Raw genomic sequence first — 23,614 nt, 5'->3', positions numbered from 1 at the left:
AGACACAGTCAGCTTGTCTGCAACAGCAAATTGTAGAGAAGGCTAGGGATTCGTCGCCGGAGCAGCCACCGGGGGTGGGGGAGCGGGTTCAGGAATGGTGGGAACTGGAGGCGGAGCAGGTGGGGGTGGCTCAATAATGGGGGCTTCAACTGCCGGAGCAGGTTCGGCAACCGGAGGTTCAACGGGAGCTAGCGGGGGAGCAGGTTCGGCTGGAGCCGTGGCTGCCGGAGGAGCTGATTCGGCTGGCGGGGGAGGGGCTGATTCGGCTGGAGCCGGCTCACTAGACGACCCAGAGCTGTCGCTGGAGGAGTCATCACCGGAATAGGAATCATAGGAGTCTGACGAATAGCTGTCTGACGAATAACCACTGCCCGAATCACTCCAGCTTCCTTGGTTACTACTGTCGTTGTCGCTCCATTCCTCACTGTTGCCGCTGCCGCCCGATGGATAAGGATTGTCGCTGGCATAAACCCGTTTGGGCTTCACAGGCTGGGCCTTAATACTGCCCTCATGGGATTCAATATCGGGAATGTCGGGAAACTCTTCTACCGGCATGTCTTCGGTCGCTTCAATCATGAAGTCGTACCAGGTGAGGGCGGCAGTACTGCTTTGGCCCCACGTAGGGCTGCTGTCGTCGTTGCCTAACCAAATTCCAGTCACAAGCTGGGGAATATAACCCACAAACCACAAATCGCGCCGCTTCTCTGATGTGCCCGTCTTGCCAGCCACAGAGCGATCGGGCAGATAGGCATTGCGTCCCGTGCCACTTTGCACCACCCCTTCCAGCATCCAGGTCATGATCGAAGCGCTATCCGCATCTAGAGCACGTTGGGGTTGGAATTCAGCTTCGTAGATCAGCTTGCCAAAGCGGTTATAGACGCGGGTAATGCCGTGGGCTTCGACGTAATTGCCCTGATTCGCAAAGGTACCGTAGGCGTTTGTCAGCTCCAGCAGGTTCACTTCTGAGGTGCCCAAAGCCAAGGAGTAGGCAGGCAGCAGATTGGATTTGATGCCCATCTTTGTCGCCAGATCGACTACAGGATCAAAGCCCACATCCACCAACACTTTCACCGCCACAATATTGATCGAGGCAGTGAGGGCGTCTTTCATCGACACTGAGCCACGATAGTTCTTGCCGTAGTTTTGCGGTTCGTACCCATCCACCACATATTTGCCGTCGATGTAGCCCCGGTAAGGCGAGAATCCAGCCGCAATCGCCGCAGAATAGACAAATGCTTTGAAGGTAGAACCAGGCTGACGTTGGGCTTGGGTAGCGCGGTTAAACTGACTCTTACCGAAATCATCCCCACCTACCAAAGCTTTAATTTCGCCGGTGCGCGGGTCAATCGAGACTAGAGCCGCCTGCTCAAACGCCTCTCCCGGACCGTAATTTTCAATCGCGTAATTGACAGTCTCCTGGGCTAGCTTTTGCCATTCTAGATTCAGCGTGGTTTCTACCGTGAGGCCGCCCAGCTCTAATTCTTCTGCCGAGACATAGTTAGGCAACTGCTGCTGGATGTAGGAGGTGAAGTAGGGCGCTTCGCTCTTGATATACTTTTGCTCGCCCGGTTTGACCGCAATCGGGCTGGCTTTAGCTGCCTCCATTTCTGCGGCTGTAATAAACCCGACATCAAACATCCGCTCCAGCACAATGTCGCGGCGACGACGGGCTACATCGGGGTTAATCAACGGCGAATAGTCACTCGGAGCAGGAGCCATGCCAGCAATCATCGCCATTTCGCCTAAAGTGAGCTGATCGACGGTTTTGCTGAAGTAAATCCAGGCGGCATCGGCCACACCGTAAGCCCCCGAACCCAGGTAGACCAGGTTCAAATAGCGCTCCAGAATCTGCTCCTTACTCAGCTCCCGCTCCATTTTCTGGGCCAGTAAAGCCTCCCTTAGCTTGCGGCCAATGCTGCGCTCCTGATCGAGAAACACAATCCGCGCCAACTGCTGCGTGATCGTACTGCCCCCCTCGACCACATCCCGCGCCAATACGTTCCTTAACGAAGCGCGAACAATCGCATCGTAGTCTACTCCGCTATGCTGATAAAAGTCTTGATCTTCGGACGCGATAAACGCGTCCGCTAAATCTTTCGGCATGCGTTGCAGGCTGACTTTCTCACGGGTTGCCGGACCTACTTGCTGCAAAATCGTGCCGTCGGCAGCTTTGATCGTGAGGGAGCCAGTCCGAACATAGGTCAGCACATCCGAGGTATTGGGGAGATCGCGATTGATTGCCTCAATGGCACTCCAGGCCGCAATAGCTGAACCGCCCAGGCCCAAACCCAAACCCACAATTCCCCAAGCCCACCAGCGTTGATAGAGGGGGCGGTTTCCGTCAGAGCCAGGCTCCTTGAGAGTTTGCCAAATCCCATCTAGGCTTGTTCTCGCCCGCTCTGGCAACACCATCCCCAGCTTTTTTCCTCGCATCTGGGACTTGTGGCCATTGGACTTATGCCCATTCGGTTGAGTAGACGAATCGGTCGAGTCGGAAGTCGCTGAAGGGGTAGGAGAATTCCGATTGGATTTTGAGATTGCTCTCAGCTTAGTTAGAAAGTCTGTCACTGCAATGCCTCACAAACCACTACACGTGAGTTGTCCTCACTGGAATCCTCGCTGCCTAGGACGTCGCATAGGGCAAACCTGATGTCTGTACCGCCTGTCCATACCGCTAGGAAGGCAAAAAATCGGGCATCATAGCCGGAAAATGAACCAACCTTGATATAACTTCATCCAAAGTTAGTCTCTTTTGAGATAAAACGCAACCGCAGCGCCTTGCTGCTTCAGCAAAAATCGGGTAATCATACGCCTGCGTGTCCTAACGCCAAAGCAGCTACCAACATGCCTAGAACCAAAAACGGCTGAGCGCTGGCCTGGTATTTAACATCGTTCTTCAGCGGATCCCGCAGGAAGTACATATCCTGGAACGTAATCTGGGGAATAATCAGCAAGATCAACAGCACCGCGTAAAGATTTTGACCAATTCCCATTAAGTAAGCAGCGATACCTGATTGGAACACATCGATCATCAAAACGCAGATCCAGGCCGCCGTTGTAATCCCAAACATGACCGGCAAGGACTTTAAGCCAAGCTGCTGGTCGCCCTCGACGCTCTTGAAATCGTTAACCACGGCAATGCCCAAGCCAGCCAAGCTATAAAACAAGGTCAGCAGCACAATCGTCCAATTCAAGTCGCCAAACAAGGCGTGGCCAGTCCACCAAGGCAGCGCAATATAGCTCGCACCCAGGGCATAGTTCCCTAACCAGCCGTTTTGCTTCAGCTTTAGCGGGGGAGCCGAGTAGATGTAGGCCAGAAAAGCACCGCCAATTGCGATTGTGGTAATGGTAGGAAACTCATGACCGGCCCAAACATCCAGCCCATAGGCCAAGACAATTCCTGCTCCAAGTAAGATCAGAACCTGGGCTACCACCTGCGGTACCGAAATTGCCCCTGAGGGAATCGGGCGATAGGGTTCGTTGATTGCATCAATTTCGCGATCATAGAAGTCATTTAGGGTTTGGGTGTAACCCGTCATCAGTGGCCCCGACAGCAGCATACAGGCCGCCGCAATCAGCACATTCTCGATTGTCCAGGTGAAATGGCCAGAAGAAGCAGCGCCACAAACCACACCCCAGATCAAGGGAATCCAGGTAATCGGCTTCATTAACTGCAAGCGGATCTTCCAAATCGAGGTTTCTCCGGGCTGCGCTCCCTTCATGCCCAGAAGCTGGCGGGCTTTGGCGTTACGATCGGCCGCCATTGCGTCAGGTGCCCCATTCGCCACGGTTGAGGCATTGGTCGAAGCACTGTTGGATTCTGGAGTTAGTAATGGCTCAGACATGGTGACCAAGGTAATGTCGCTGGGATAAACAGCGTGTCCAATCTACTAGACTACCGCATTATTGTGAGCCGCTCTGAAGCCAAGTTTGCACTTCAGCCGCTCTGCTGCCCCTACTCCTGACTCAACGCCTCAGACAGGTAGTTGGCTGCTGCTTCCACAATCGCAATCGCGTTCTCATACACCATGCGAGTCGGCCCCAGCATGCCCACACTGCCGACAGGCACCGAACCGCGCTGGTAGGTGGCCGAAATCAAGGCGCAAGTCCGCATCGGTTCCAGCGGATTTTCTGCCCCAATCCGCACCGTAACTCGTCTGCCAGACTCATCCAGCCCAGTCGTATCAAAAATCAGCGGCCAGAGCTGGTCAGTTTCCGACTCTAGCACCTGCAGGATTGTTTGCACCTGCTGCACTTCTGAAAACTCTGGCTGGCGTCGCAATAGCTCAGCTACGCCTCGAATCAGGATTTGGGTGGAAACCGAGAGCTGACAGCGGCGGTTCAGTTCGGCCATTGAGGTGCGCAATAATTCACCATAGCGTTCAAACTCGCGGCCCAGCTCACTCCAATCTAGGATGGCAATTTCGCCCAGCGTGCGGCCTTGCAAATGAGCGGTGAGGAAATTAGAGAGAATTTGCAGTTCCCGGTCAAGATGGTCAGCATCACTGGCTTGATCTGAGCCATGATCCGGATCTGGCTGGGGCAACGACATCAGCGTGGACTGGGTTTGGTAGGAATCCAACACAACAATCAGCATGGCGCGCCCCGGATCGAGCTGCACGAGCTGCAAATGGCGCAGTTGGGACTGACTGGTTTGGGGCACCGTGATCAGCGCAATGTAGCCACTCAAAGTAGATAAAATCTGAGCCGCTTCCCGCAGCAGCGCTTCGATGCTCAATTCTTCCCAGTTGAGCTGGTCCGACAGAATCTGATCCACCTGTCGCGCCACCGTATCTGAAGGTGTCACGAGCTGATCCACATAAATCCGATAGCCCGAATCTGAAGGCACCCGTCCCGCTGACGTGTGGGGTTGATACAGCAGGCCAGATTTTTCCAGATAGCCCATCGCGTTGCGAATCGTAGCCGGACTGACTCGCGGATTAAACTCGTCTACCAACGCTTCAGACCCTACCGGGCGAGCAGTGGCAATATAGTGACGAACTGTGGCTCCAAGCACCTGTTGTTGACGAGCGCTGAGCTTGAATGGCGTGGACATAGTAGAAACAATAAACAGATTTATTTATCGAGCAGATTCTAAATTCAAATCCAGCCAGATTTAGATTGATCTATCCAAACCTACTGAACCAGTGATGCTAGCACCTATGACACTACTGTAATCGGGTTGAGCTGGTTTTGGGGTGCCGTTTGTTCGGTTTCGGCAAAGCATGCGCCTTGTTTCGAGCTTCAGTTCAGCCTTGGGTCAGCCTTGGGTCAGCCTCAGTAGCGAGCAAGGGTGGAATCCACAACTGCCGCATATTCCTCAATTCCACCAGTCACGTTTTTGACACAGGTAAAGCCTTGATGCTGTAACCATTGACACATCTGAGCGGAACGAATTCCGTGATGACACAGCACAATAGTTTCGGCATGGGGGTCAAACTGGGTCTGAATCTGTTCCGACCAATTCGCGAATTGACTCAAGGGCAAGTTAACAAATCCGTCAATTTTGACAATCGCCACTTCATCTGGCTCACGTACATCAATCAATTGGAGACCAGGCTGGGTTGTCATCCGCTCTGCTAATTCGGTAACGCTGATGGCAGCAATGGGTGGGTTGGAGGCTGAAAACATGTAGGCTTCTAAGAGGTTTTAAAGTTTTAAATGTGTGTCTTACTTATTCAACTTATCGGGTGAATTCCCCTGCTGCAAGTCTGAACTAATCTGAACTCTCGGTTTTGAAGGATTCTAAAATTGGATTCAGTCCTCTGATTGACCATCTGATTAGCGATTGGCCTAATCATCAAAATGTCAATCCCCCGTTGTATCCGCTATGATCGCAAACTTAAGAGGAGGACTCGTGTATTCTCTGAGCTGCTATCCGCAAGCAGTTAAGTATCGCCAACTTTAAAAATGGGTTGAAGTGCGGATGCCCGTACTTGTTTTTAGAGCGCATTATATGGGCTGTGGTAGAGGAGAGTTTGTCATGCTGAATAATATGCTGAATAAACTGGTTCAAGCGATTGTAATCACCTCCGCTGTCTACTTGACCATGCTCGTTAGTCAGCCTCAGCGGCCTGAACTGTTCATCGAAATGCAACAGCGAGTGAAGGTAGCTCAGTTTGAACATTTTTTAGCCGTCGTGATTGACTTCCTGCGCGATCCAGTTCAAAACCGAGCTTAACCGTCCATTCATCACCGACATTACCGACATTACCAGCATCATCTACTGGGCGATCTGCTGAATTTGCTGATTGAAATAATCCACCCTGTAGTTTAACTGCTGAGCAATCTGCAACCCCTGCTGAAAAGCCGCCAGCGCTTGAGGGTTGTCTCCCCGATCGCGGTGGAGCTGTCCCAGTTGATCATAGGTCGTCATCATGCCAAACGAGTTGTAGGACTGGCGTTCTACATCCAGCAAGAGCTGGTAAACAATCAGGGCGTCATCAAGGCGGTTCAGCGAGCGATAGAGGGTTGCCAGTTTAGAGAGCGCATCACTGGCATAGGCATATTGCTGCACCGAGCGAGCCGCCGCAAACGCTTCCTGGTAATTTGTAGCGGCAAAGTCAGGCCGATTCAGCAGCACATAGCTATCGGCAATGGCAATTTTAAGCGCCGGAATCGGCACAAAGTTATTTTGCTTTTGATAGGATTCCACCAACTGCTGCTGCGCAGTAATCGCCAGTTCCGGCTGGTTGTTTTGTTTGTAGATGTACGCCAACTTTTCCAGCGCCGTCACTTCAGTCGCTCGATCGCCAGTTGAGCGGGCCAGGGTCAGCAACTCCTCGTAGGCGAGGGCAGCGTTGGGGTAGTCAAACCAGCCAAGATGCTGTTCGGCAACGGCGGTTAAAATTTGCTGCTGCTGAGCCGTATTTTGCTGCTGTTTAGCCCGCTCTAGCAATTTTTGATAAAGCGCTACCGACTGGTTCCGCGCTCGCACGGTCTGGTAGGCTTGGGCCAGGGTCAACAGCAGGTCATAGTTAGGTTCCGGCTGAGTCGACACTTCCTGCTCGATTTGCTCTAGCCGCAGGGTAATAAAGCGCAATTCGGTGGCCTGACTTTCTCGCCATGCCACTTCTCCAACTCGCGTCAGGGCAGCCACTTCTTCTTCGGGGCCTAGATACCGCCGCAGCCGCAATTCCCGATTCCATAGCTCCAAGGCCCCCGGTAAATCACCCGCCTGTAATTTTGCTTCAGCTTGGGCTTGCAATTCATTCAAGGCCGCCCGCAGCACATTTTTTTCCTGGGGATTGAGGGGCCGATCCACCACCATTTCTGGCAGCAGCGGATCGGGCTGGGGTTCGAGGGGATTGAGGACGGTGCCATCCGGGACGGGAGCGGGGGGGAGGGGCGGAGAAGAAGAAGAGGGGGGAGAGGAGGGAGATGGCGTAGTCTCGGTACTTTCAGGAGCGGTTTCGGGGGTGGGTTCCAGGTTAGAAGGCGTTTGAGCATAGCTGACAGAGCCAATCAGAGGCAGCAGGAATCCAAGCGTTACCATACTCCGCCGCCAGTTTTTTAGACTTGTTTGAACACTCAACTGCCGATAGCGCAGGAACCTAAAGCAAAGTTGTAGCATTGGGCTTGTCTTGAATGAACTTGAATGGGCTTTGATTGAATAAGCTGAGTTAAAAGGCCGGATTAATCCGGAAAATCAATTGCCCTGACTAGGGAACCATCTCGATGGTATGACATAATCAGTTGCAGTTTTGTTGCGACTTCAAGCACAGTTCCAGTGAGGGTGAGAGCGTGAAAGTCTTGGTAGTTGGCAGCGGTGGGCGCGAACATGCCCTTGCTTGGAAGCTTTTGCAGTCTGAACGGGTGCAAGAGGTATTTTGTATTCCAGGAAATGGCGGCACAGCCACACTGCCCCGCTGTCGCAATTTGGCCTTGTCTAGCACAGATTTTGAAGGCATTGGCCGATTTGCCTTGGTTAATAATATTGGGCTAGTTGTGGTGGGTCCGGAAGCACCTTTAGCCGCCGGGATCACTGATTACCTGCAAAGTCAGGGTCTAACAGTATTTGGTCCTACGCAGGCGGGTGCTCAAATTGAGGCCAGCAAAGCTTGGGCAAAAGCCTTGATGCAAGAAGCTAAAATTCCCACCGCCGCCGCTCAGGTATTCACCACAGCAGAACCGGCAATTGCCTATGTCAAAACCACTGGTGCCCCGATTGTGATCAAAGCCGATGGCTTAGCCGCCGGAAAAGGCGTCACGGTTGCCGCCACGATTGAGGAAGCGATTGAAGCGATTGAAGCTGCCTTTGGTGGTCAGTTTGGCGCTGCCGGACAGCAAATTGTGATCGAAGAATGCCTGAATGGACAGGAAGTTTCGGTTCTAGCGATCACCGACGGAATCACAATTCGGCCCCTTTTGCCTGCTCAAGACCACAAGCGAATTGGCGAAGGCGATACTGGCCCCAATACGGGCGGCATGGGAGCCTATGCCCCCGCTCCGATTATTTCACCCGCTCTGATGGAGCGGATCCAACAGGAAATTCTTGAGCCAACCCTGGCGGCTCTGCGAAAACGCGGCATCGACTATCGGGGTGTCCTGTATGCGGGGTTGATGATTACGCCAGAAGGCAATCCCAAAGTGATCGAATTCAACTGCCGCTTTGGCGATCCAGAGACCCAGGCTGTTTTACCCTTACTCGAAACACCACTCGATGCAGTTTTGTTAGCTTGCGCCCAGCAAAAACTAGAGCAACTGCCACCCTTGAGCTGGAATTCGGGAGCAGCCGTTTGTGTAGTGGTGGCCGCCCAGGGCTATCCGGGCAGCTATCGCAAAGGGGATGTGATCGGCGGCATCAGTCAGGCCGAAACAGCCGGGGCTACCGTATTTCATGCTGGCACTAAACTGAAGCAACAGCAGGTGGTGAGCGATGGAGGGCGAGTTTTGGGCGTTACTGCTGTTGGCCCGTCAATTCGGGAGGCTTTGACGCAAGTTTATGCCGCGATTGAGTGCCTCCAGCTTGAAGGAATGTACTATCGCCGCGATATTGCTCACCGAGCCGTGAACTATACAGACAATCCTCAACTGAATCCCACTCAACGCTAGATCTATTTCTATGCAGTCTATTGATCTGCTCTATATCAATGGAGAGCGGCGTCAATGGAGCACCCATCTGAGCCAGATAGAGCAATCTAGAGCAAATGTCAATTTGAGAATCGATCTCTTTATTGACACTTCAATTTTGAATAAAGAGGTAGTGCTTAAACGCTCTTCCTGCGTGATCCCCACTAGAATGTTGAAACTCTGCAAATCATGTTGTGGGAAATTATCAGGGTGTCTCGTGTGTTGAACTCAAGGAGCTGGTAGTGCTAGGCCAACTCTTCCTCTGATTTGGATACACTCCTTCTTGATACTTTTAGATACTTTCCGTATCTGAAGAGCGGGTAGACGTAGATAATTAGTAGACAAATCAATAGTGTTCCAAAGTGTTCCAAACTTCGATTTTGCTCTCAAACCTGACGAGGTTTCGAGCAAGTCGCCCATTGCTCTTCAGCAAGCAAATTCGAACCTCCAGCCTCGAATATCTCTTCTGGCAGCAGCACTTCAACCAGTTTTCAGGCTAAATTCGAGCAGGAAACCAAATATGAGGCGCTGGAACCAGGAGTATCCCTGTTGAGCCAATATTCACAATCAGAGCTGCTTTTCTCGCTGCTTTTGATGGCTGCCTATTCCCTATCCATTTTGCATCTAGCCTTGACCGAGGGTAAGCATGAATTTATTTGTTCTGTCAGAACTAGGGCATAAGGGTAGCCATGTTGGCTGGTCGGTTAACCACAGCCTTGAGGAAACCCTGACAGAAGTACTCAATCCAACTCTGATTTATCCAGAAAAAATTTTTCCCCTGAAATGGCTGCATCAGCTTGGTATTCCTGAAGACAATCTAGAACCCTTTGAGCTGCGATTGAATCGGTTGCTGAAGCACTGGTACAAACTACAGCATCTGCCGACGCTACCTCAAGGCACGAATGTACTGTTGGTGATTGGCCTCACGCCTAATTTTCTGCAAGCACTGCTGACGATTGCCCCACTGCTGAAGCAATTTGATTTGCGGATTGCCTACCTGCTCGACGGGTTTAAACCAACCTGGCTCGATCCCACCATTGCAGCCTGGTTAGATCATCTGTTTGTAATCAGCCAGGAGTTAGCAACTGAGATTTCCAAAATTAGCTCTATCAGCACGACATTTTTGCCCCTAGGAGCCAATACCACCAAATCCTACGCTTCGGGCACTCACCGCTGGATTGACATCATCAGTTATGGTCGCGGCAACGAAGCAGTTCACCGCTGTCTACAGGCCCACTTCAACCAAGGCTCAACCGAACGGATGTACTTCCACTCTACCTTTACAACGGGAGAAGTCGAGAACCCACGAGAGCATATCACCCTAATGCGGAAGCTGTTGAGCCGCTCCAAAATCAGCCTTTGCTTTGAAGCGAGCCGTTTATCTCGGTTCAACGGTCACTCGCCGCTGCTATATCGCTGGTTTGAAGCTTGGGCCGCAGGCTGCACCATCGTAGGCAAACGACCGTTTGAGCAGGGCGTTCAGGAACTCATGGATTGGGAGAACAGCACGATCGAGATTCCAGATAGTCCAACAGACTGGATTCCCTTCTTTGAGGCCCTACTAGCCGATGAAACCACCCTGGCTCTCAATGCCAGACGCAACCAGCAGGAGTGCATGCTGAGGCATGATTGGCGTTATCGGATCAAAACCATGCTGACCACGATGGGGCTGCCGGTTCCAGAAGCCCTGCACGACGCGATTACCCAGCTCCAAGCTGAGGCAATTGATACCTATAACGTACTCAGGCTTTCTGCTTAGTAAGTAATTCAACTGAATTAAAACCAAGATCAGGGTGTTGTCGCCGCCCGAAGGGCGGCGACAACACCCCCTTTGGGTTTCATGTTTAATTATGTTGTTCTACTTTAATTTAGTAATTCAGATGAAGTTGGATCAAATTTCGATCAGCAAATTTAGGTGATCAAATTTCAATCCAAGGTTTTTGAAGGTTAAGGGTCAACCCCAGAGCTGTTCGGCATGGTGGCGGATGTGGTCCTCTATAAAGGTGGCGATGAAGTAGTAGCTGTGGTCATAGCCGCTCTGCATCCGCAAAGTCAGCGCTTGTCCTGCTTGGCGACAAGACTGTTCAAATCGCTCTGGCATCAGCTGTTTCTCCAGAAACGAATCAGCAGTCCCTTGGTCGATCAAAATCGGATGCTCTAGTTGAGTAGAGAGCACTAATTCGCTGGCATCGTAAGCCTTCCATGTTGACGAGTCAGATCCTAGATAGACCGAGAATGCCTTTTGTCCCCAAGGGCAGCGCATCGGAGCCACAATCGGTGCAAAGGCCGACACCGAACCATACTGCTGCGGATTTTTCAGGGCGCAGATCAAGGCTCCGTGTCCACCCATCGAATGGCCAAAGATGCCTTGCCGTTCAGCCTGAATCGGAAAGTGGGCCGCCATCAGAGCCGGTAACTCTTGGGTGACATAGCTGTACATGTTGTAGTAGCGGCTCCAGGGCGCTTCGGTGGCATCGACATAGAAGCCAGCTCCACTGCCCAAATCCCAGTCGTCATTTTCTCCTGCAATGCCCGTATTACGCGGACTTGTATCCGGCACGACTAGGATCAGACCGTACTTTGCCGCAAACTGCTGCGCTCCTGCCTTGGTAGTAAAGTTCTCTTCGGTACAGGTAAGACCAGAGAGGTAATACAGCACTGGCACTGGCTCCGAGTCAGCCTGCGGCGGCAAATAGACCGCAAATTTCATTTCGCTATTGCAGACAGCCGAAGTGTGCTGATAAAAACCCACCGTGCCGCCAAAGCAGCGGTATTGACTAACAAGCTCCATTGAAATCACCATTCAGTTGAGTGAGTGGAATTCTGCCCAGATTCTGTTAAAACGTCAACACGGTGCGAATGCCTTCGCCGCGATGCATCAGGTCAAAAGCCTCATTGACTTGTTCAACTGGCATCACCTGGGTGATCAGGTCATCAATGTTAATCTTGCCATTCATGTACCAATCGACAATTTTGGGTACATCCGTGCGGCCTCTTGCGCCACCAAACGCAGTCCCCTTCCAGACTCGACCCGTCACAAGCTGAAATGGACGAGTGCTAATTTCCTGCCCAGCTCCAGCCACACCAATAATGACGCTGACGCCCCAACCCTTGTGACAGCACTCCAGCGCCTGTCGCATCACATTGACGTTACCAATACATTCGAAGCTGTAATCGGCACCGCCCTTGGTCAAATCTACCAGATAGGGCACCAAGTCGCCCTCTACCTCCTGAGGATTGACGAAGTGAGTCATGCCCAGCTTTTCGGCCAGCGCTCGTTTACTGGAATTGATATCCACACCCACAATCATGTTTGCGCCCACCATGCGTGCCCCCTGGATCACATTCAGACCGATGCCCCCCAGCCCAAATACCACCACATTTGCACCCGGTTCTACTTTGGCCGTGTTGATCACCGCACCAATTCCGGTCGTGACACCGCAGCCAATGTAGCAAACCTTGTCAAAGGGAGCATCTTCGCGAATTTTAGCAACCGCAATTTCCGGTAGTACGGTGTAGTTGGCGAAGGTTGAGGTGCCCATGTAGTGGTGCACCATCTGGCCATTTAGCGCAAATCGGCTCGTGCCGTTGGGCATCAGTCCTTTGCCCTGCGTGGTGCGAATGGCCTGACATAGATTGGTTTTGCCGCTAAGGCAGTACTCACAGTTGCGGCATTCTGGCGTGTAGAGGGGAATGACGTGGTCTCCTGGCTTGACTGACTTAACATCTGGCCCTACTTCCACCACAATTCCAGCGCCCTCGTGACCCAGAATCGTGGGAAACAAGCCCTCTGGGTCGCTACCAGAGAGGGTAAAGGCATCTGTATGACAAACTCCCGTTGCCTTGATTTCAACTAGCACTTCCCCAGCCTGGGGCGGCTGGAGCTGCACAGTTTCGATACTCAACGGCTTGCCAGCCTCCAATGCAACAGCAGCTTTTACGTCCATAGCAATTCTCCAATCTCAGTATTTCTGAGCAGGTTTTCAGATCACTGACTATCTCACAGGAATGAAATAAAGCGCTCGCTCTTAAGTGATATTTAAGGAACGATGAAGGCGCTGATTGCATCCAGTTTTATACCGATTATTGTCTCTGTAGCATTTCGAGTAGCATCAACAATCAAGTTATAAAGAACAGCATTACTACAGAACTTTTACGGGATTTTGACAAGTCATCGAGAATCACAAATTTGTGATTGGAATTGATTGTAGAAATTAATCATCCCCCATTTACTCCGGAAAGTGAAATGGCAATTCGTACTGTTAATCAGTGTTCTGCTCAAACTATTTTCTCGGCTAGATCAGGCAGCAAGATTGAACTCGGTAAGAGCAAGCTCAGCAAACGCAATTTACCAGCTTGAGGATCAATTTGCTGAATTCATTTGATCAGAAGGAGTAAAAATAATGGCGACAACCAACACTGCTTTCACCACCCGTGTACTCGAACTCACCAACCAATTTCGGGCTGAGAATGGTTTACCTGGATTGAAGTTAAACGCCGAGCTAAATGCTGCCGCTCAGGGCCATTCCGAAGACATGGCGAACCAAGATTATTTTTCTCATACTGGCAAAAATGGTTCTCGCCCTTGGGATCGAGCTAAAGCCGTTGGTTATGAAGCTCAAAGCATGGGGGAGAACATTGCTGCTGGATACACCACACCAGAAGCTGTAGTGGAAGGTTGGAAGAACAGTCCCGGACATCGGGCCAATATGTTAAATAGTACATACAAAGAACTGGGCGTCGGTTATTTCTACTTAGCGAACGACACTGGTTCCATCAACTACAACAGCTACTGGACTCAGAAGTTTGGCAGTGGCGATCTGAATCCGGCGTCTTTTTTACCCACCGCATCACCCACTGCATCACCGACACCTTCTCCGGCTCCGGCTCCAGCGCCTTCTCCGACTCCTAACCTGGATGATGAACTAATTGGAACCGCTGACGGCGAACTGTTAGCGGGTGAAAGCGGCAATGACCGCATCTTCGGCAACGGTGGCAATGATACGCTAAACGGCGGTAGTGGCGATGATCTGCTAAACGGCGGTGCAGGCAATGATCTCCTCAGCGGTGGCACCGGCAAAGATGCCTTTGTGTTTGATTCTGGCAAAGCCTTTGCTGCCGAAGATTTTGGTTTGGATCGGATCATCGACTTTGAGCGTGGGGTGGACAAAATTGTGCTCGACCGCACGTCCTTTGGCCGCATTTCTCCCACCTCGATTGGGATCGTTAGCCGCGATGCTCTGGCCAGCACCAGCAGCAAACGCATTGTCTACAGCCGCAGTTCAGGTCGCCTCTTCTTTAACGCTAATCGCTCAGCTGGCGGTTTTGGTGATGGAGGAGTATTGGCCGTTATCGACAGTGACAATAATGCTGCAACAGCAGCCCCGGCGTTGACAGCAGCGGCGTTTCAGATCGTGGCGTAGTAGGGAGTAGGGAGTAGGGGGTAGGGAGTAGGGGGTAGGGAGTAAGTTAGCTTGCTCGTGGGGTTTGATGGTTGAACTATCACCCTGGAAGGTACAACCGTCCATCACCCAGGACGCTAACCTAACTCCTCTACTTCCTGTAAGGGCGAAGCATTTGCCAAATAGTCTAGAGTGCAAGCATATAGATCTATCAGCAAATGCTTCGCCCCGACCTCATGGACAGAACGGATCTTGATGCGGAATGCAAGGAGGTGGATAGGGCTTTGGTGGCGGTAAATGGGAATCAGGCGGATAGGGATAGGGCGAATGGAAGCTATCCTTCAAAGCCCAAAGAAAAATTAGGGCAAGGTAAACCATCAGAATATACACCCACAGAGGTGTAGTTTCCTTCTTCGGAGGTTTTGGAATATCTTCACGCTTGATCGTAGTAACAACCTGCTCTCCCTTTGGCAGATCATTAATCTTGATACAAGGACCCGCACTGCAATTGCCGCTACAGGAGTCCCCACAGGAACACTTGCTCATATGACCTTTGACGAACTTTACAGGAACGAACGCCGGAATTTTGCTTAACTCCTTATTATAAGCAGTATAAAATATTACCTTCTGGAACTCCATCCTGGTTCACAGTTACACCTAACTGGAACTCATAGTCCAACCTAATATCCGACAAATACTCCAGCCACTCCAAAAGTCACACTGCCGCCTAGTTCGATCATTCTAGGCAACATTTCCAACAGAGACTCCACTGCTCTCGAAACGCATTAAATGGATGAATGCATCTCTTATAGCTAAAATTTCAACACTAGATATTAATTTTACGGAAATTGCAGTCTCTTTTAACAAAAATGTGAGTTTTTAAATGTTCACGGGAAAGCAATTTTATAGGTGAATTAACCCAAAAACTATAGAACTAAAGTATTACCGTTGATTCCTGGATAGACGCATATGCGCTAGGGGTAATAAACCTTGGTCTATTTCTACGCTAAATGTTGAGTTAATTCAGTAATATCAAAACGGTAATTGGAGGCAAAGGATTGAATCCAAATTGCTATCCTTGGTCGATGCAACTGGCGTTCAGCAGCCAACTTAGGCTGCCTGCATAGGTTAATAATGACAAGAAATCTTCTCTGGGTTCACCTGAAACTGGATACTGCTCGCACGTTTTTTCCCAGGTAATTCCTGTGCTCCCAAGATATAGCCATCTTGCCGCAACTCTTCTACCGTGCGCCAAAAGATTTGATTATTTCGAGACGAGTTACTGCCCAGTAGATCCAGATTTTTGAACAGATATTGTTTAGAAATAATCAGGTACTGTCCATCTCGTAACGCATCCCACTTCATGCGGCTGGCTAGATAAATCAATAATTTAGTTTTGTAGTCACATTTTGCATTGCTGCCCAGCTTTTGACTGATATCAATATCACCGGCAAACAGCACGTAATCCCCCGTACGTCCGGGACCATCAAAAAATTCCAAAGAGACCGTATAAGCGTCGGCTAATTCATAGGTATAGTCTGCCGCTTTTGCTAGGTCAAAATCTCTGGGGACATTGTCAATTTCGTAATCCTTGATACGCAGTACACTTTTGATCATCACTTTGGCCCCTACCTGATTGCCCTTTTGCAGCGATTGGGCCAATACGAGTTCGGTGCGGTGCAGAGCCACCAGATCGCGATTGAGCTGGGAACGCAATTTGGAGGCAAAGCCTCCATCCTTGGTGCGGGTATAACCCAGCCGTTCCAGCAAATCATTCGAGCGAAACGAAACTATCGGACCGTTGCCCTGTTGAGCCGCCAGTTTGTAGAGATAGAGCACAATCGACACTTGACGCGGATTCAGGAAAGTGAGCAGTGCCATAAACAACCGCTGGATTTTGCGGTCCTGAATCTTTTCTAGCCCCTTGCTAATGCCTTGGTCGGTACAGGCTTGCAAATCAAGCTTTGCATACTGCGCCTTCAGCTCTTCCCACTCCTCCGCCGAAAGGTTTTCCAACGGCACTCGGCGAATTACCGCGACTTCGCTGGTTTCCTTGCTATCCGCCTCAACCTGCATTTCCAGATAATAGCCTTCTTCATCCGAGCGCAGAATGGGCAGATGCACATCGGGATTTTTGATGGAAGCGGCAGCTCGTGGCAACACCATTAAAAGCTGACCATCAACAGGAAAGGCAGATTTTTCAACACCAGGAGTAGAGGCTTTGAGCTTTAGGGCACTTTGCATAGAAACCAAACCGGACGGCAAGACTTACTACAGCAGATATCAAGCCGCTTCGAGCAGCCCCAACGAACCGCTGATGAGCTGACCCTATCTGTAGTGCTCTGATCCTACAGTACTTTTTGTAAACCCACACATCTAGTTGTCTAACAGAAACATTTTTCCCTACACGCTACATCTAGCGTTTGATCCTGTAACTCCGGCGGATGATTTGATCGCTTGATCCTGTAACTCCGGCGGATGGTTTTAGCCTATAACTCGCGCGGATGGTTTAGATACGGCCTGTAACTCCGGCGTTGATTTTTGCGTCAGGGAACGCAAGATTTTGGATCAAGTTCAATCCAGAGCAGAAGGCAACTCATCATACCCCACTGCACAGAAAGCTGGCCTCGTTCTTACCTGTAACTTTGGCGGATTACCCAGCCTCAGCCCGTAACTCCGACGGATAATTTATACCTGTAACTCCGGCGAAGAATCAGGCTATTACTCCGGCGTATTGTTCGTCAGGAACAGTTGAGATCAAAATTTTTCGGTGCTAACCTCTCATCAATTCTGATTAAGTCTGAATCAAGCTTGCGCTAGGAGGTGGTTAATTTCGCTAATTCTGGGTTCGTTGAGTCCGTCCTGCCTTGAGATTGTTGGAACTGCTGGATTGAAGATTGGCGGACTTTAGATTGTTGAAACGTAATAAAAAACCCTCTGGCCTCCCTACCACAGTTAGCTAAAGGGTTTCTGAGTTGGTTGTACCTCACTTGAGTGAGTGAGGTTTGGATTGTTATGTCTGAAAATTCTAGCAACTTTTTCGGCTCTGGTATAGAGTCGTTCGTTTTGTTTCGATTAATTAGGGGGTTTAGCAGAGCAGCATACCCCTCTTCAGAACCTGGAGGTGGAGTGGGATGTTTCTAGCCTCACCTCCAGAACCTTGTCTGGCCAAAGAGAGCAATCAGGCTTTCTTTGATTTATTTCCACATCGATTTGATTACATTTACGCACCCCATCCGGAACCAGGAACAAAACCACATTGGCAAACCGAAAGCCGCCATCCCCTAACGAATCGCCTGTTAAATCAAAGTAGCTATCTCTATGGCGTTCGCTTTGGCGTAAAAACGCGGTATTGCTTACTGGATATCGATGCCGGCAGCCCTTATCACCCAGATCGGGACGGGTTCGCGGTGCGGCGGATTCTGGGTGTGCTCGAACCGCTGGGCCTGACTCGCTCTCTAATCTGTACGTCTAGCTATAGCGGTGGTTTACATATTTACTTTCCGTTTCAGTCAGCTCAAAAAACCTGGGAACTGGGAGCAACCCTCACCGTTTTACTAGAGAATGCTGGTTTTAGCGTAAAACCAGGTTGTCTAGAAGTCTTTCCTAATCACAGAAGCCCAAACACCCAAGGAAAACCGAGTTTATTTAATGCCCATCGGCTGCCGCTACAGATGGGGTCATACTTGCTGAATCAGGACTTTGAACCTGTTTGGACGGATCGCTTCAACTTTGTGCAGCAATGGCAGAACAGCCAACAACACAATGAAATTCCACCCCGACTGCTCAGCCGGATTCTCAAGCAGAACCAACGCAAGCGGTACCAGATATCCGGCAAGGCTGCTAAGTTTCTCAACGATCTAAATGCGGAGATCGAATTAGGTTGGACCGGCTACGGGCAGACTAACTATTTGCTCGGACGGATTGCCATGCGAACTTACATCTTCCACCATATCCTGGAAGGCAGTACACCTTTGATTGGACAATCGCTCGTTGATGAAATCGTAGCTGTTGCCAGATCACTTCCTGGATATCAAGAATGGTGTCAGCATCAACATCAGATCGAACATAGAGCCGCAGAGTGGGCAAGATGTGTGGAAAATAGCCACTACTTTCCTTATGGTACTAGTTCTTGTATTAACAATGCTCAACACCAAAAGAGCACAGAATCACCTGGATCACAGCAATCTCTAACCTGGAATCAACAACGATCTGAGAATACAAAAGAACGGATCAGACAGGCTATTGCCGATCTGCTCAATCAGAATATTCTACCAGCTCAAGCTACAGCAAGATTTAAAGCACTAATTCAATACGGAATCGGAGGAGCTTCACTCTATCGGTACAAAGATCTATGGCATCCAAACTTTCTAGTTGCTCCAGAGGATCAGGATCTGATTAACAACCCTTTAGATCCATCTGACCAATACACCCGAATAGAACCAGTCCAAACATGCGATCAAGATTCTACAAACTTATTAGCTGTACTAGATGGTAATTCAGCGCAGTTAGTGGATTCTAGCGATCAAGAAATAGAAGATTCTGGGATTAATGATGGTAATACCACAGTAGATGCGGGTTTTGATTGTTCTACTCACGGAAGTGCTGATGCTGATGTAAGTTATTGGCATGGTTGTCAGCATAGTCATTGGAGCAAACGGGTGCTTTCTCAGCTAGAGACTGAACAGTTGCTCCTTTCAGGTAATTCAAGCCGGATCCTAGATGCTGAATGGTGGTTCCAGTCTGGGCAACGGCTTGACTGGTTGTTTAGAGGCCTTCCTTTTAAGCCACCCTAGCTCTGCATCTTTGCTCCATTAACGTTTACTCCATTAACGTTTACTCCATTAACGTTTACTCCATTAACCTTGGCAAATACTCCTGAACAACAGGAACTGAAATCGAGGCGGTAGTGGCATCAGCGGGCATCGAAGGGTTAATTTCGGTGTTGATGCCAATCACCTCTCCGGTCTGATTTACAAGTGGTCCGCCTGAATTGCCAGGATGTACTTCTGTGTTGGTGAGTAAAATGCCATCGCGGGTGACTCGTTTCAGTTCACCTTTGGTGATGACTTCGGCCCGTCCGTAGGGTGCACCAATGGCCCAAACGGGTTCGCCTTCTTGGGGCCGATCTTCGGCAAAGCGAGCCGGTGTCAGATTACTGGCACCTTCAATTTGTACTAGCGCCAGATCGTAATGAATGCCAGCATCGCGGCTACCTGTAGCAACCACGTAGGCAGGTAATTCCCGCTCGTCGGACAGACGCACGACCCAGCGGTTACCTCCATTGCGGACAACATGGCTATTCGTCAGCACCAAACCGGATGAGTTGAGAATTACGCCTGAACCAATCGACTGCCGACCTGACAGCATCACTACTGAGCGATTGGCTTCCATGATCGGGGTGGGAGTGCCGAGGGGAGTGTAACCACCGCTAGCGCGCCGTTGGCGGATCAGGGTTTCGACTTGTTGCTGTCCGGCAATCCAGGCTTGCTGCACCCAGTTGCCCAGGTAGGTGTTACTCAAAAGCCAGCGGCTGCCAATCACCAGCACGGCTGCGGCTAGTGTGACTCGCAAAAACTCTTCTAGTTTTAATTCCTGCGACTTCATACAGGCTAAGGCGTACCCACGATGCCGTTCTTCCTTCCTAGAATAGGATGGAAGCAAAATTTCTTGCAAGAAGTCAAATCCATGAAGTTGCCCCAGCTTGATAGCGAAACGATTGACCGGATGATTGAAATGGCCTGGGAGGACCGCACTCCATTTGAAGCTATTGAACATCAGTTTGGCTTGAGTGAACCGCAGGTGATTGCCTTGATGCGGCGGGAAATGCAGCCCTCGAGTTTTCGGATGTGGTGTCAGCGGGTCAGTGGCCGCAAAACCAAACATCTGGAAAGACGCAGCTTCGAGGCTGGACGGTTTAAGTCACAAAATCAAAAAGGATGAAAATCGAGGGTTCATGCTGACGATTTACAGCCAGGATCACCGCTATCAAGATGCTCGATTTGAGCTAATCGACGGCAAGTTGCTACCGCCGTTTGAGAATCCGCGTCGGGCGGAGATGGTGTTGGCGCAGGTGCAGCAGGCGAAGCTGGGAGCGGTGTTGCCAGCTCAAGAGTATGGGCTGGAACCCATTCTGCGGGTCCATGATCCGGGCTATGTGGCGTTTTTGCAAACCGCGTGGTCAGAATGGCTGGCGGCTCACGGTGATTATGATGCCCTACCGCTGAACTGGGCGACTCGCACGATGCGGCATGACCGAGTTCCCGAAACCATTGATGGTAAATTGAGCTACTATTCCTTTGATGCCGGAACGCCGATTACGGCTGGAACTTGGCGAGCGATTACTGCCGCCGTGAATGTGGCCCTAACGGCTCAACAGCAGATGCAGCAGGGTGCACGATCTGCCTTTGCCCTTTGCCGTCCGCCCGGCCATCATGCGGCCAGGGATTTCTACGGCGGCTATTGCTTTTTCAACAATGCGGCTGTGGCGACTGAGGCATTTCGCAAAGCAGGTGCGGCGCGGGTAGCAATTTTGGATGTGGATTATCATCATGGCAACGGCACCCAGGCTATTTTTTACGGCCGTTCGGATGTGTTTTTTCTGTCGCTACACGGCCATCCCAGTCAGGAATATCCTTACTTTTTAGGCTATGAGGATGAAGTTGGCGTCGGTGCGGGCGAAGGCTATAACCGAAATTATCCACTGCGGTGGGGAACGGACTGGGCTAGTTATCAAACCGCATTTGCGGATGCAATTCAGCATATTCAAGCCTACGGCCCGGATGTGGTAGTTGTTTCTTTGGGAGTCGATACGTTTGAACAAGACCCAATTTCAAAGTTTCGCTTCAAGCGTGAAGATTATTGCAAAATCGGTGAGGGGATTGCGAGCTTGGCTAGGCCAACACTATTTGTGATGGAAGGCGGATATGCAGTTGAGGAAATTGGTACGAATGTGGTGAATGTTTTGATGGGCTTTGAGAATAGTAAGAAATAATTTGAATGAATTTTGTACATCAACTTCTTTAGGATCTATGACTTACCCCCGCTTTCATTTGGCATTTCCAGTGGCAAATTTAGCAGAGGCTCGCGCCTTTTATGCCGATCTATTGGGCTGCTCGATTGGCCGCACTAGTGACCGCTGGATTGACTTTAACTTCTACGGACATCAAATCACCGCTCACTTGAAGCCAGAAGAGTGCGGCAGGGCAACAACCAATCCGGTGGACAAAGAGCAGGTGCCCGTTCGCCATTTTGGGCTGATTCTAGAGTGGCAGCAATGGCATGAGTTGGCAGAGCAGTTGAAATCACGGCAAGTCGAGTTCTTGATTGAACCGCAGATTCGCTTTGCGGGCGAAGTTGGAGAACAGGCGACACTGTTTATTCAAGATCCGAGTGGCAATGCGCTGGAGTTCAAAGCGTTTCAGGATCAGGCGCAAATCTTTGCCTCGTGATGGCTTGTACCGCTTGCTTACGGTTTTCTAATTAGGAAGCTGCTGTCTAAGTTGACGGATCGCTACCGGCTAAATCAATCTTTCTAGGCAAAATGAAAATATGCATTGAACAGGCTATGCATCAGCGCAAGTTTACCCTCAAGTTTACTTTCAAGTTCACTGTATTGTACTAGCTGTGCTGTAGATTGCTTGATTGAGGCGAGCGATGCCAGTTTGAATCGCGTCAGTTGATAAATTTCCATAGCCTAGAACAACTTTCTGAGAATGCTGATTTGGATCAATTGCATAGTTTAAGACTGGATAAACCTTAACATATTTCTGTTTGATTCTCTGCATCACTTCTGCTGTAAACTCAATATTCTTAAAATCTGCGACGAGATGCAAACCTGTGGAGTCTCCTAAAATCTTGACGCAATCGGAAAAATTTTCTAAAAGGCTCTGTCTCAGGACATTACGGCGCTGACGATAGAGCTTGCGCATCCGGGCGATGTGCCTTTCTAGATGTCCAGCTTGGATGAACTGGGCCAAGGTGATCTGCTCCAGGCTAGAGGTGTGTAAATCGCTCAACCGCTTCAGCTCGCGGCAAGCAGCTACGTAGGCCGGCGGCAAAACCAAATATCCTAACCGCAGAGCAGGTGCGAGAATTTTGCTGAAGGTGCCAATATAGATTACTCGTTCTGGATCGAGTCCCTGTAGCGAACTTACGGGCGTTCCTTCGTAGCGAAATTCACTGTCGTAGTCGTCTTCAACTACTGTGCAGCCAGTCGTTCTAGCGAATTCGAGCAGTTCGATGCGGCGCTGAATTGGCAACACGCTGCCTAGGGGAAATTGATGGGAAGGCGTTACCAAAACAAAGCGAGGCTCTGGTATGGCAGAGAGCTTGTCTGTTTGTAGACCCCGCTCATCTACCGAAACGGCTTGTACCGTAAGCCCTTGGGCTGCAAAAATATGGCGAATTTCTGGAGGCGTCGGATCTTCCAGTACTACTGTGTCGCCTGGAGCCGCCAGCAGTTTAGCCACGAGACCAAAGGCTTGCGCCGCTCCGGAAGTGATAATAATTTGATCCGGTTGGCAAATCACGCCGCGAGTTCGTTGCAAATAGGCCGCTAGGGTTGAACGCAATTCGAGCCGCCCTTCGGGTGAACCATAGCCAAACACCTCAGCCGCTGCTGCTGCCCCAACCTGTTTAGTGATCTGCCCCCACAGCTTGGAAGGAACCCGTTCAAGGTCAGGAATCCCAGAACGAAAATCAATCCAATCGGCTGAATCTGGTTCAGAGGCCGGTTCTGATCTCGGTTGGGACGGCAACACCGACCAAGTGGCTCCCTGCGCTACATAGGTGCCTGATCCGGCTCGACTCTCCAGATAGCCTTCTGCTATCAACTGATCGTAAGCCTCTAGCACCACATTCCGCGAAACCCCTAACTGGGTTGCCAAAGCTCGCGTGGCTGGAAGCTTTTGACCGGCAGTTAGCGTTCCCTGCAAAATTTGCTGCCGCAATTCCAGATAAATTTGGCGAATCAGCGGTGTCGAAGAGTTGCGGTCAATCGGCAACCAGAGCATAAAACCTATCTGACGAAAATGGTACTGCTCAAATTAGAGCAAATTGGCTCTACTGCGGGCGACTTGATTCAGTTATGCTTGGGGCGAAAGTTGAGAATTCAAGAGTCAGGAGTCAGGAGCCAGAAT

General features: G+C 50.4%; 19 protein-coding genes. 8 read left to right on the top strand and 11 right to left on the bottom strand.

What is annotated here, in order from left to right:
• Nucleotides 1-42 precede the first annotated feature (42 nt).
• From HJG54_RS08710 to HJG54_RS08695, 4 genes are all read right to left on the bottom strand, one after another.
• Nucleotides 43-2,568: a penicillin-binding protein 1A gene (locus tag HJG54_RS08710; protein WP_316434483.1), complete on the bottom strand. Its 2,526-nt coding sequence runs from the start codon at nucleotides 2,566-2,568 to the stop codon at nucleotides 43-45.
• Between the two features lie 236 nt (nucleotides 2,569-2,804).
• Nucleotides 2,805-3,845 (bottom strand): chlorophyll synthase ChlG, encoded by a 1,041-nt coding sequence (chlG, locus tag HJG54_RS08705; protein WP_316434482.1) that lies wholly within the window; start codon nucleotides 3,843-3,845, stop codon nucleotides 2,805-2,807.
• Between the two features lie 110 nt (nucleotides 3,846-3,955).
• Entirely contained in the window at nucleotides 3,956-5,056 is a 1,101-nt protein-coding gene (gene hrcA, locus HJG54_RS08700; RefSeq protein WP_316434481.1) for a heat-inducible transcriptional repressor HrcA, read from the bottom strand.
• Nucleotides 5,057-5,277: 221 nt separating this feature from the next.
• Nucleotides 5,278-5,631: a rhodanese-like domain-containing protein gene (locus HJG54_RS08695; RefSeq protein ID WP_316434480.1), complete on the bottom strand. Its 354-nt coding sequence runs from the start codon at nucleotides 5,629-5,631 to the stop codon at nucleotides 5,278-5,280.
• A gap of 352 nt (nucleotides 5,632-5,983) precedes the next feature.
• On the opposite strand from HJG54_RS08695, the gene HJG54_RS08690 reads away from it, so the two are divergent.
• Nucleotides 5,984-6,181, top strand: coding sequence for a hypothetical protein (locus HJG54_RS08690; protein ID WP_036003747.1), 198 nt, complete (start codon nucleotides 5,984-5,986; stop codon nucleotides 6,179-6,181).
• 42 nt (nucleotides 6,182-6,223) lie between these two features.
• Here the strand turns inward: HJG54_RS08690 and HJG54_RS08685 are convergent, their stop codons facing one another.
• A complete protein-coding gene (locus HJG54_RS08685; protein WP_316434479.1) occupies nucleotides 6,224-7,495 on the bottom strand; it encodes a tetratricopeptide repeat protein in 1,272 nt (423 codons plus the stop codon).
• A gap of 248 nt (nucleotides 7,496-7,743) precedes the next feature.
• Here HJG54_RS08685 and purD point away from each other — a divergent pair, with 248 nt between their 5' ends.
• Nucleotides 7,744-9,054 carry a phosphoribosylamine--glycine ligase gene (gene purD / locus HJG54_RS08680; protein ID WP_316434478.1) on the top strand — a complete coding sequence of 437 codons (1,311 nt, stop codon included), beginning with the start codon at nucleotides 7,744-7,746 and terminating at the stop codon, nucleotides 9,052-9,054.
• A 664-nt stretch (nucleotides 9,055-9,718) separates the two neighbouring features.
• Nucleotides 9,719-10,831, top strand: a complete 1,113-nt coding sequence (locus tag HJG54_RS08675) for a glycosyltransferase (protein ID WP_316434477.1) — start codon at nucleotides 9,719-9,721, stop codon at nucleotides 10,829-10,831.
• 195 nt (nucleotides 10,832-11,026) lie between these two features.
• On the opposite strand, the gene fghA is transcribed toward HJG54_RS08675, so the two are convergent.
• Together fghA and HJG54_RS08665 are read right to left on the bottom strand one after the other, a co-directional pair.
• A complete protein-coding gene (fghA, locus tag HJG54_RS08670) occupies nucleotides 11,027-11,863 on the bottom strand; it encodes an S-formylglutathione hydrolase (protein WP_316434476.1) in 837 nt (278 codons plus the stop codon).
• A 46-nt stretch (nucleotides 11,864-11,909) separates the two neighbouring features.
• Nucleotides 11,910-13,019: an S-(hydroxymethyl)glutathione dehydrogenase/class III alcohol dehydrogenase gene (locus tag HJG54_RS08665; protein WP_316434475.1), complete on the bottom strand. Its 1,110-nt coding sequence runs from the start codon at nucleotides 13,017-13,019 to the stop codon at nucleotides 11,910-11,912.
• Nucleotides 13,020-13,475: 456 nt separating this feature from the next.
• Here HJG54_RS08665 and HJG54_RS08660 point away from each other — a divergent pair, with 456 nt between their 5' ends.
• A complete protein-coding gene (locus HJG54_RS08660; RefSeq protein ID WP_316434474.1) occupies nucleotides 13,476-14,495 on the top strand; it encodes a CAP domain-containing protein in 1,020 nt (339 codons plus the stop codon).
• A 213-nt stretch (nucleotides 14,496-14,708) separates the two neighbouring features.
• Here the strand turns inward: HJG54_RS08660 and HJG54_RS08655 are convergent, their stop codons facing one another.
• Together HJG54_RS08655 and HJG54_RS08650 are read right to left on the bottom strand one after the other, a co-directional pair.
• Nucleotides 14,709-15,020 (bottom strand): hypothetical protein, encoded by a 312-nt coding sequence (locus HJG54_RS08655; protein ID WP_316434473.1) that lies wholly within the window; start codon nucleotides 15,018-15,020, stop codon nucleotides 14,709-14,711.
• A 582-nt stretch (nucleotides 15,021-15,602) separates the two neighbouring features.
• The gene (locus HJG54_RS08650; RefSeq protein WP_316434472.1) at nucleotides 15,603-16,718 is read right to left on the bottom strand and encodes a hypothetical protein; all 1,116 of its coding nucleotides are present in this window, start codon (nucleotides 16,716-16,718) and stop codon (nucleotides 15,603-15,605) included.
• A gap of 890 nt (nucleotides 16,719-17,608) precedes the next feature.
• Here HJG54_RS08650 and HJG54_RS08645 point away from each other — a divergent pair.
• Entirely contained in the window at nucleotides 17,609-19,270 is a 1,662-nt protein-coding gene (locus HJG54_RS08645; protein ID WP_316434471.1) for a hypothetical protein, read from the top strand.
• Nucleotides 19,271-19,325: 55 nt separating this feature from the next.
• Here the strand turns inward: HJG54_RS08645 and HJG54_RS08640 are convergent, their stop codons facing one another.
• Entirely contained in the window at nucleotides 19,326-20,081 is a 756-nt protein-coding gene (locus HJG54_RS08640; RefSeq protein ID WP_316434470.1) for a S1C family serine protease, read from the bottom strand.
• An 81-nt stretch (nucleotides 20,082-20,162) separates the two neighbouring features.
• Here HJG54_RS08640 and HJG54_RS08635 point away from each other — a divergent pair, with 81 nt between their 5' ends.
• Genes HJG54_RS08635 through HJG54_RS08625 form a run of 3 tightly spaced genes read left to right on the top strand, consistent with a single transcriptional unit; the run spans nucleotide 20,163 to nucleotide 21,925 of the window.
• Nucleotides 20,163-20,417: a TIGR03643 family protein gene (locus HJG54_RS08635; protein ID WP_316434468.1), complete on the top strand. Its 255-nt coding sequence runs from the start codon at nucleotides 20,163-20,165 to the stop codon at nucleotides 20,415-20,417.
• Between the two features lie 13 nt (nucleotides 20,418-20,430).
• Entirely contained in the window at nucleotides 20,431-21,468 is a 1,038-nt protein-coding gene (locus HJG54_RS08630) for a histone deacetylase family protein (protein WP_316434467.1), read from the top strand.
• A 37-nt stretch (nucleotides 21,469-21,505) separates the two neighbouring features.
• Nucleotides 21,506-21,925, top strand: coding sequence for a VOC family protein (locus HJG54_RS08625; RefSeq protein WP_316434466.1), 420 nt, complete (start codon nucleotides 21,506-21,508; stop codon nucleotides 21,923-21,925).
• 156 nt (nucleotides 21,926-22,081) lie between these two features.
• Here the strand turns inward: HJG54_RS08625 and HJG54_RS08620 are convergent, their stop codons facing one another.
• Nucleotides 22,082-23,488: a PLP-dependent aminotransferase family protein gene (locus tag HJG54_RS08620; protein ID WP_316434465.1), complete on the bottom strand. Its 1,407-nt coding sequence runs from the start codon at nucleotides 23,486-23,488 to the stop codon at nucleotides 22,082-22,084.
• Nucleotides 23,489-23,614 lie beyond the last annotated feature (126 nt).

Source organism: Leptolyngbya sp. NK1-12, from assembly GCF_032598965.1.
Taxonomy (GTDB): Bacteria; Cyanobacteriota; Cyanobacteriia; order Elainellales; family Elainellaceae; genus Elainella.
Note: the sequence above shows the minus strand (reverse complement) of the source record. Positions and strands in the feature narration are given on the sequence as shown.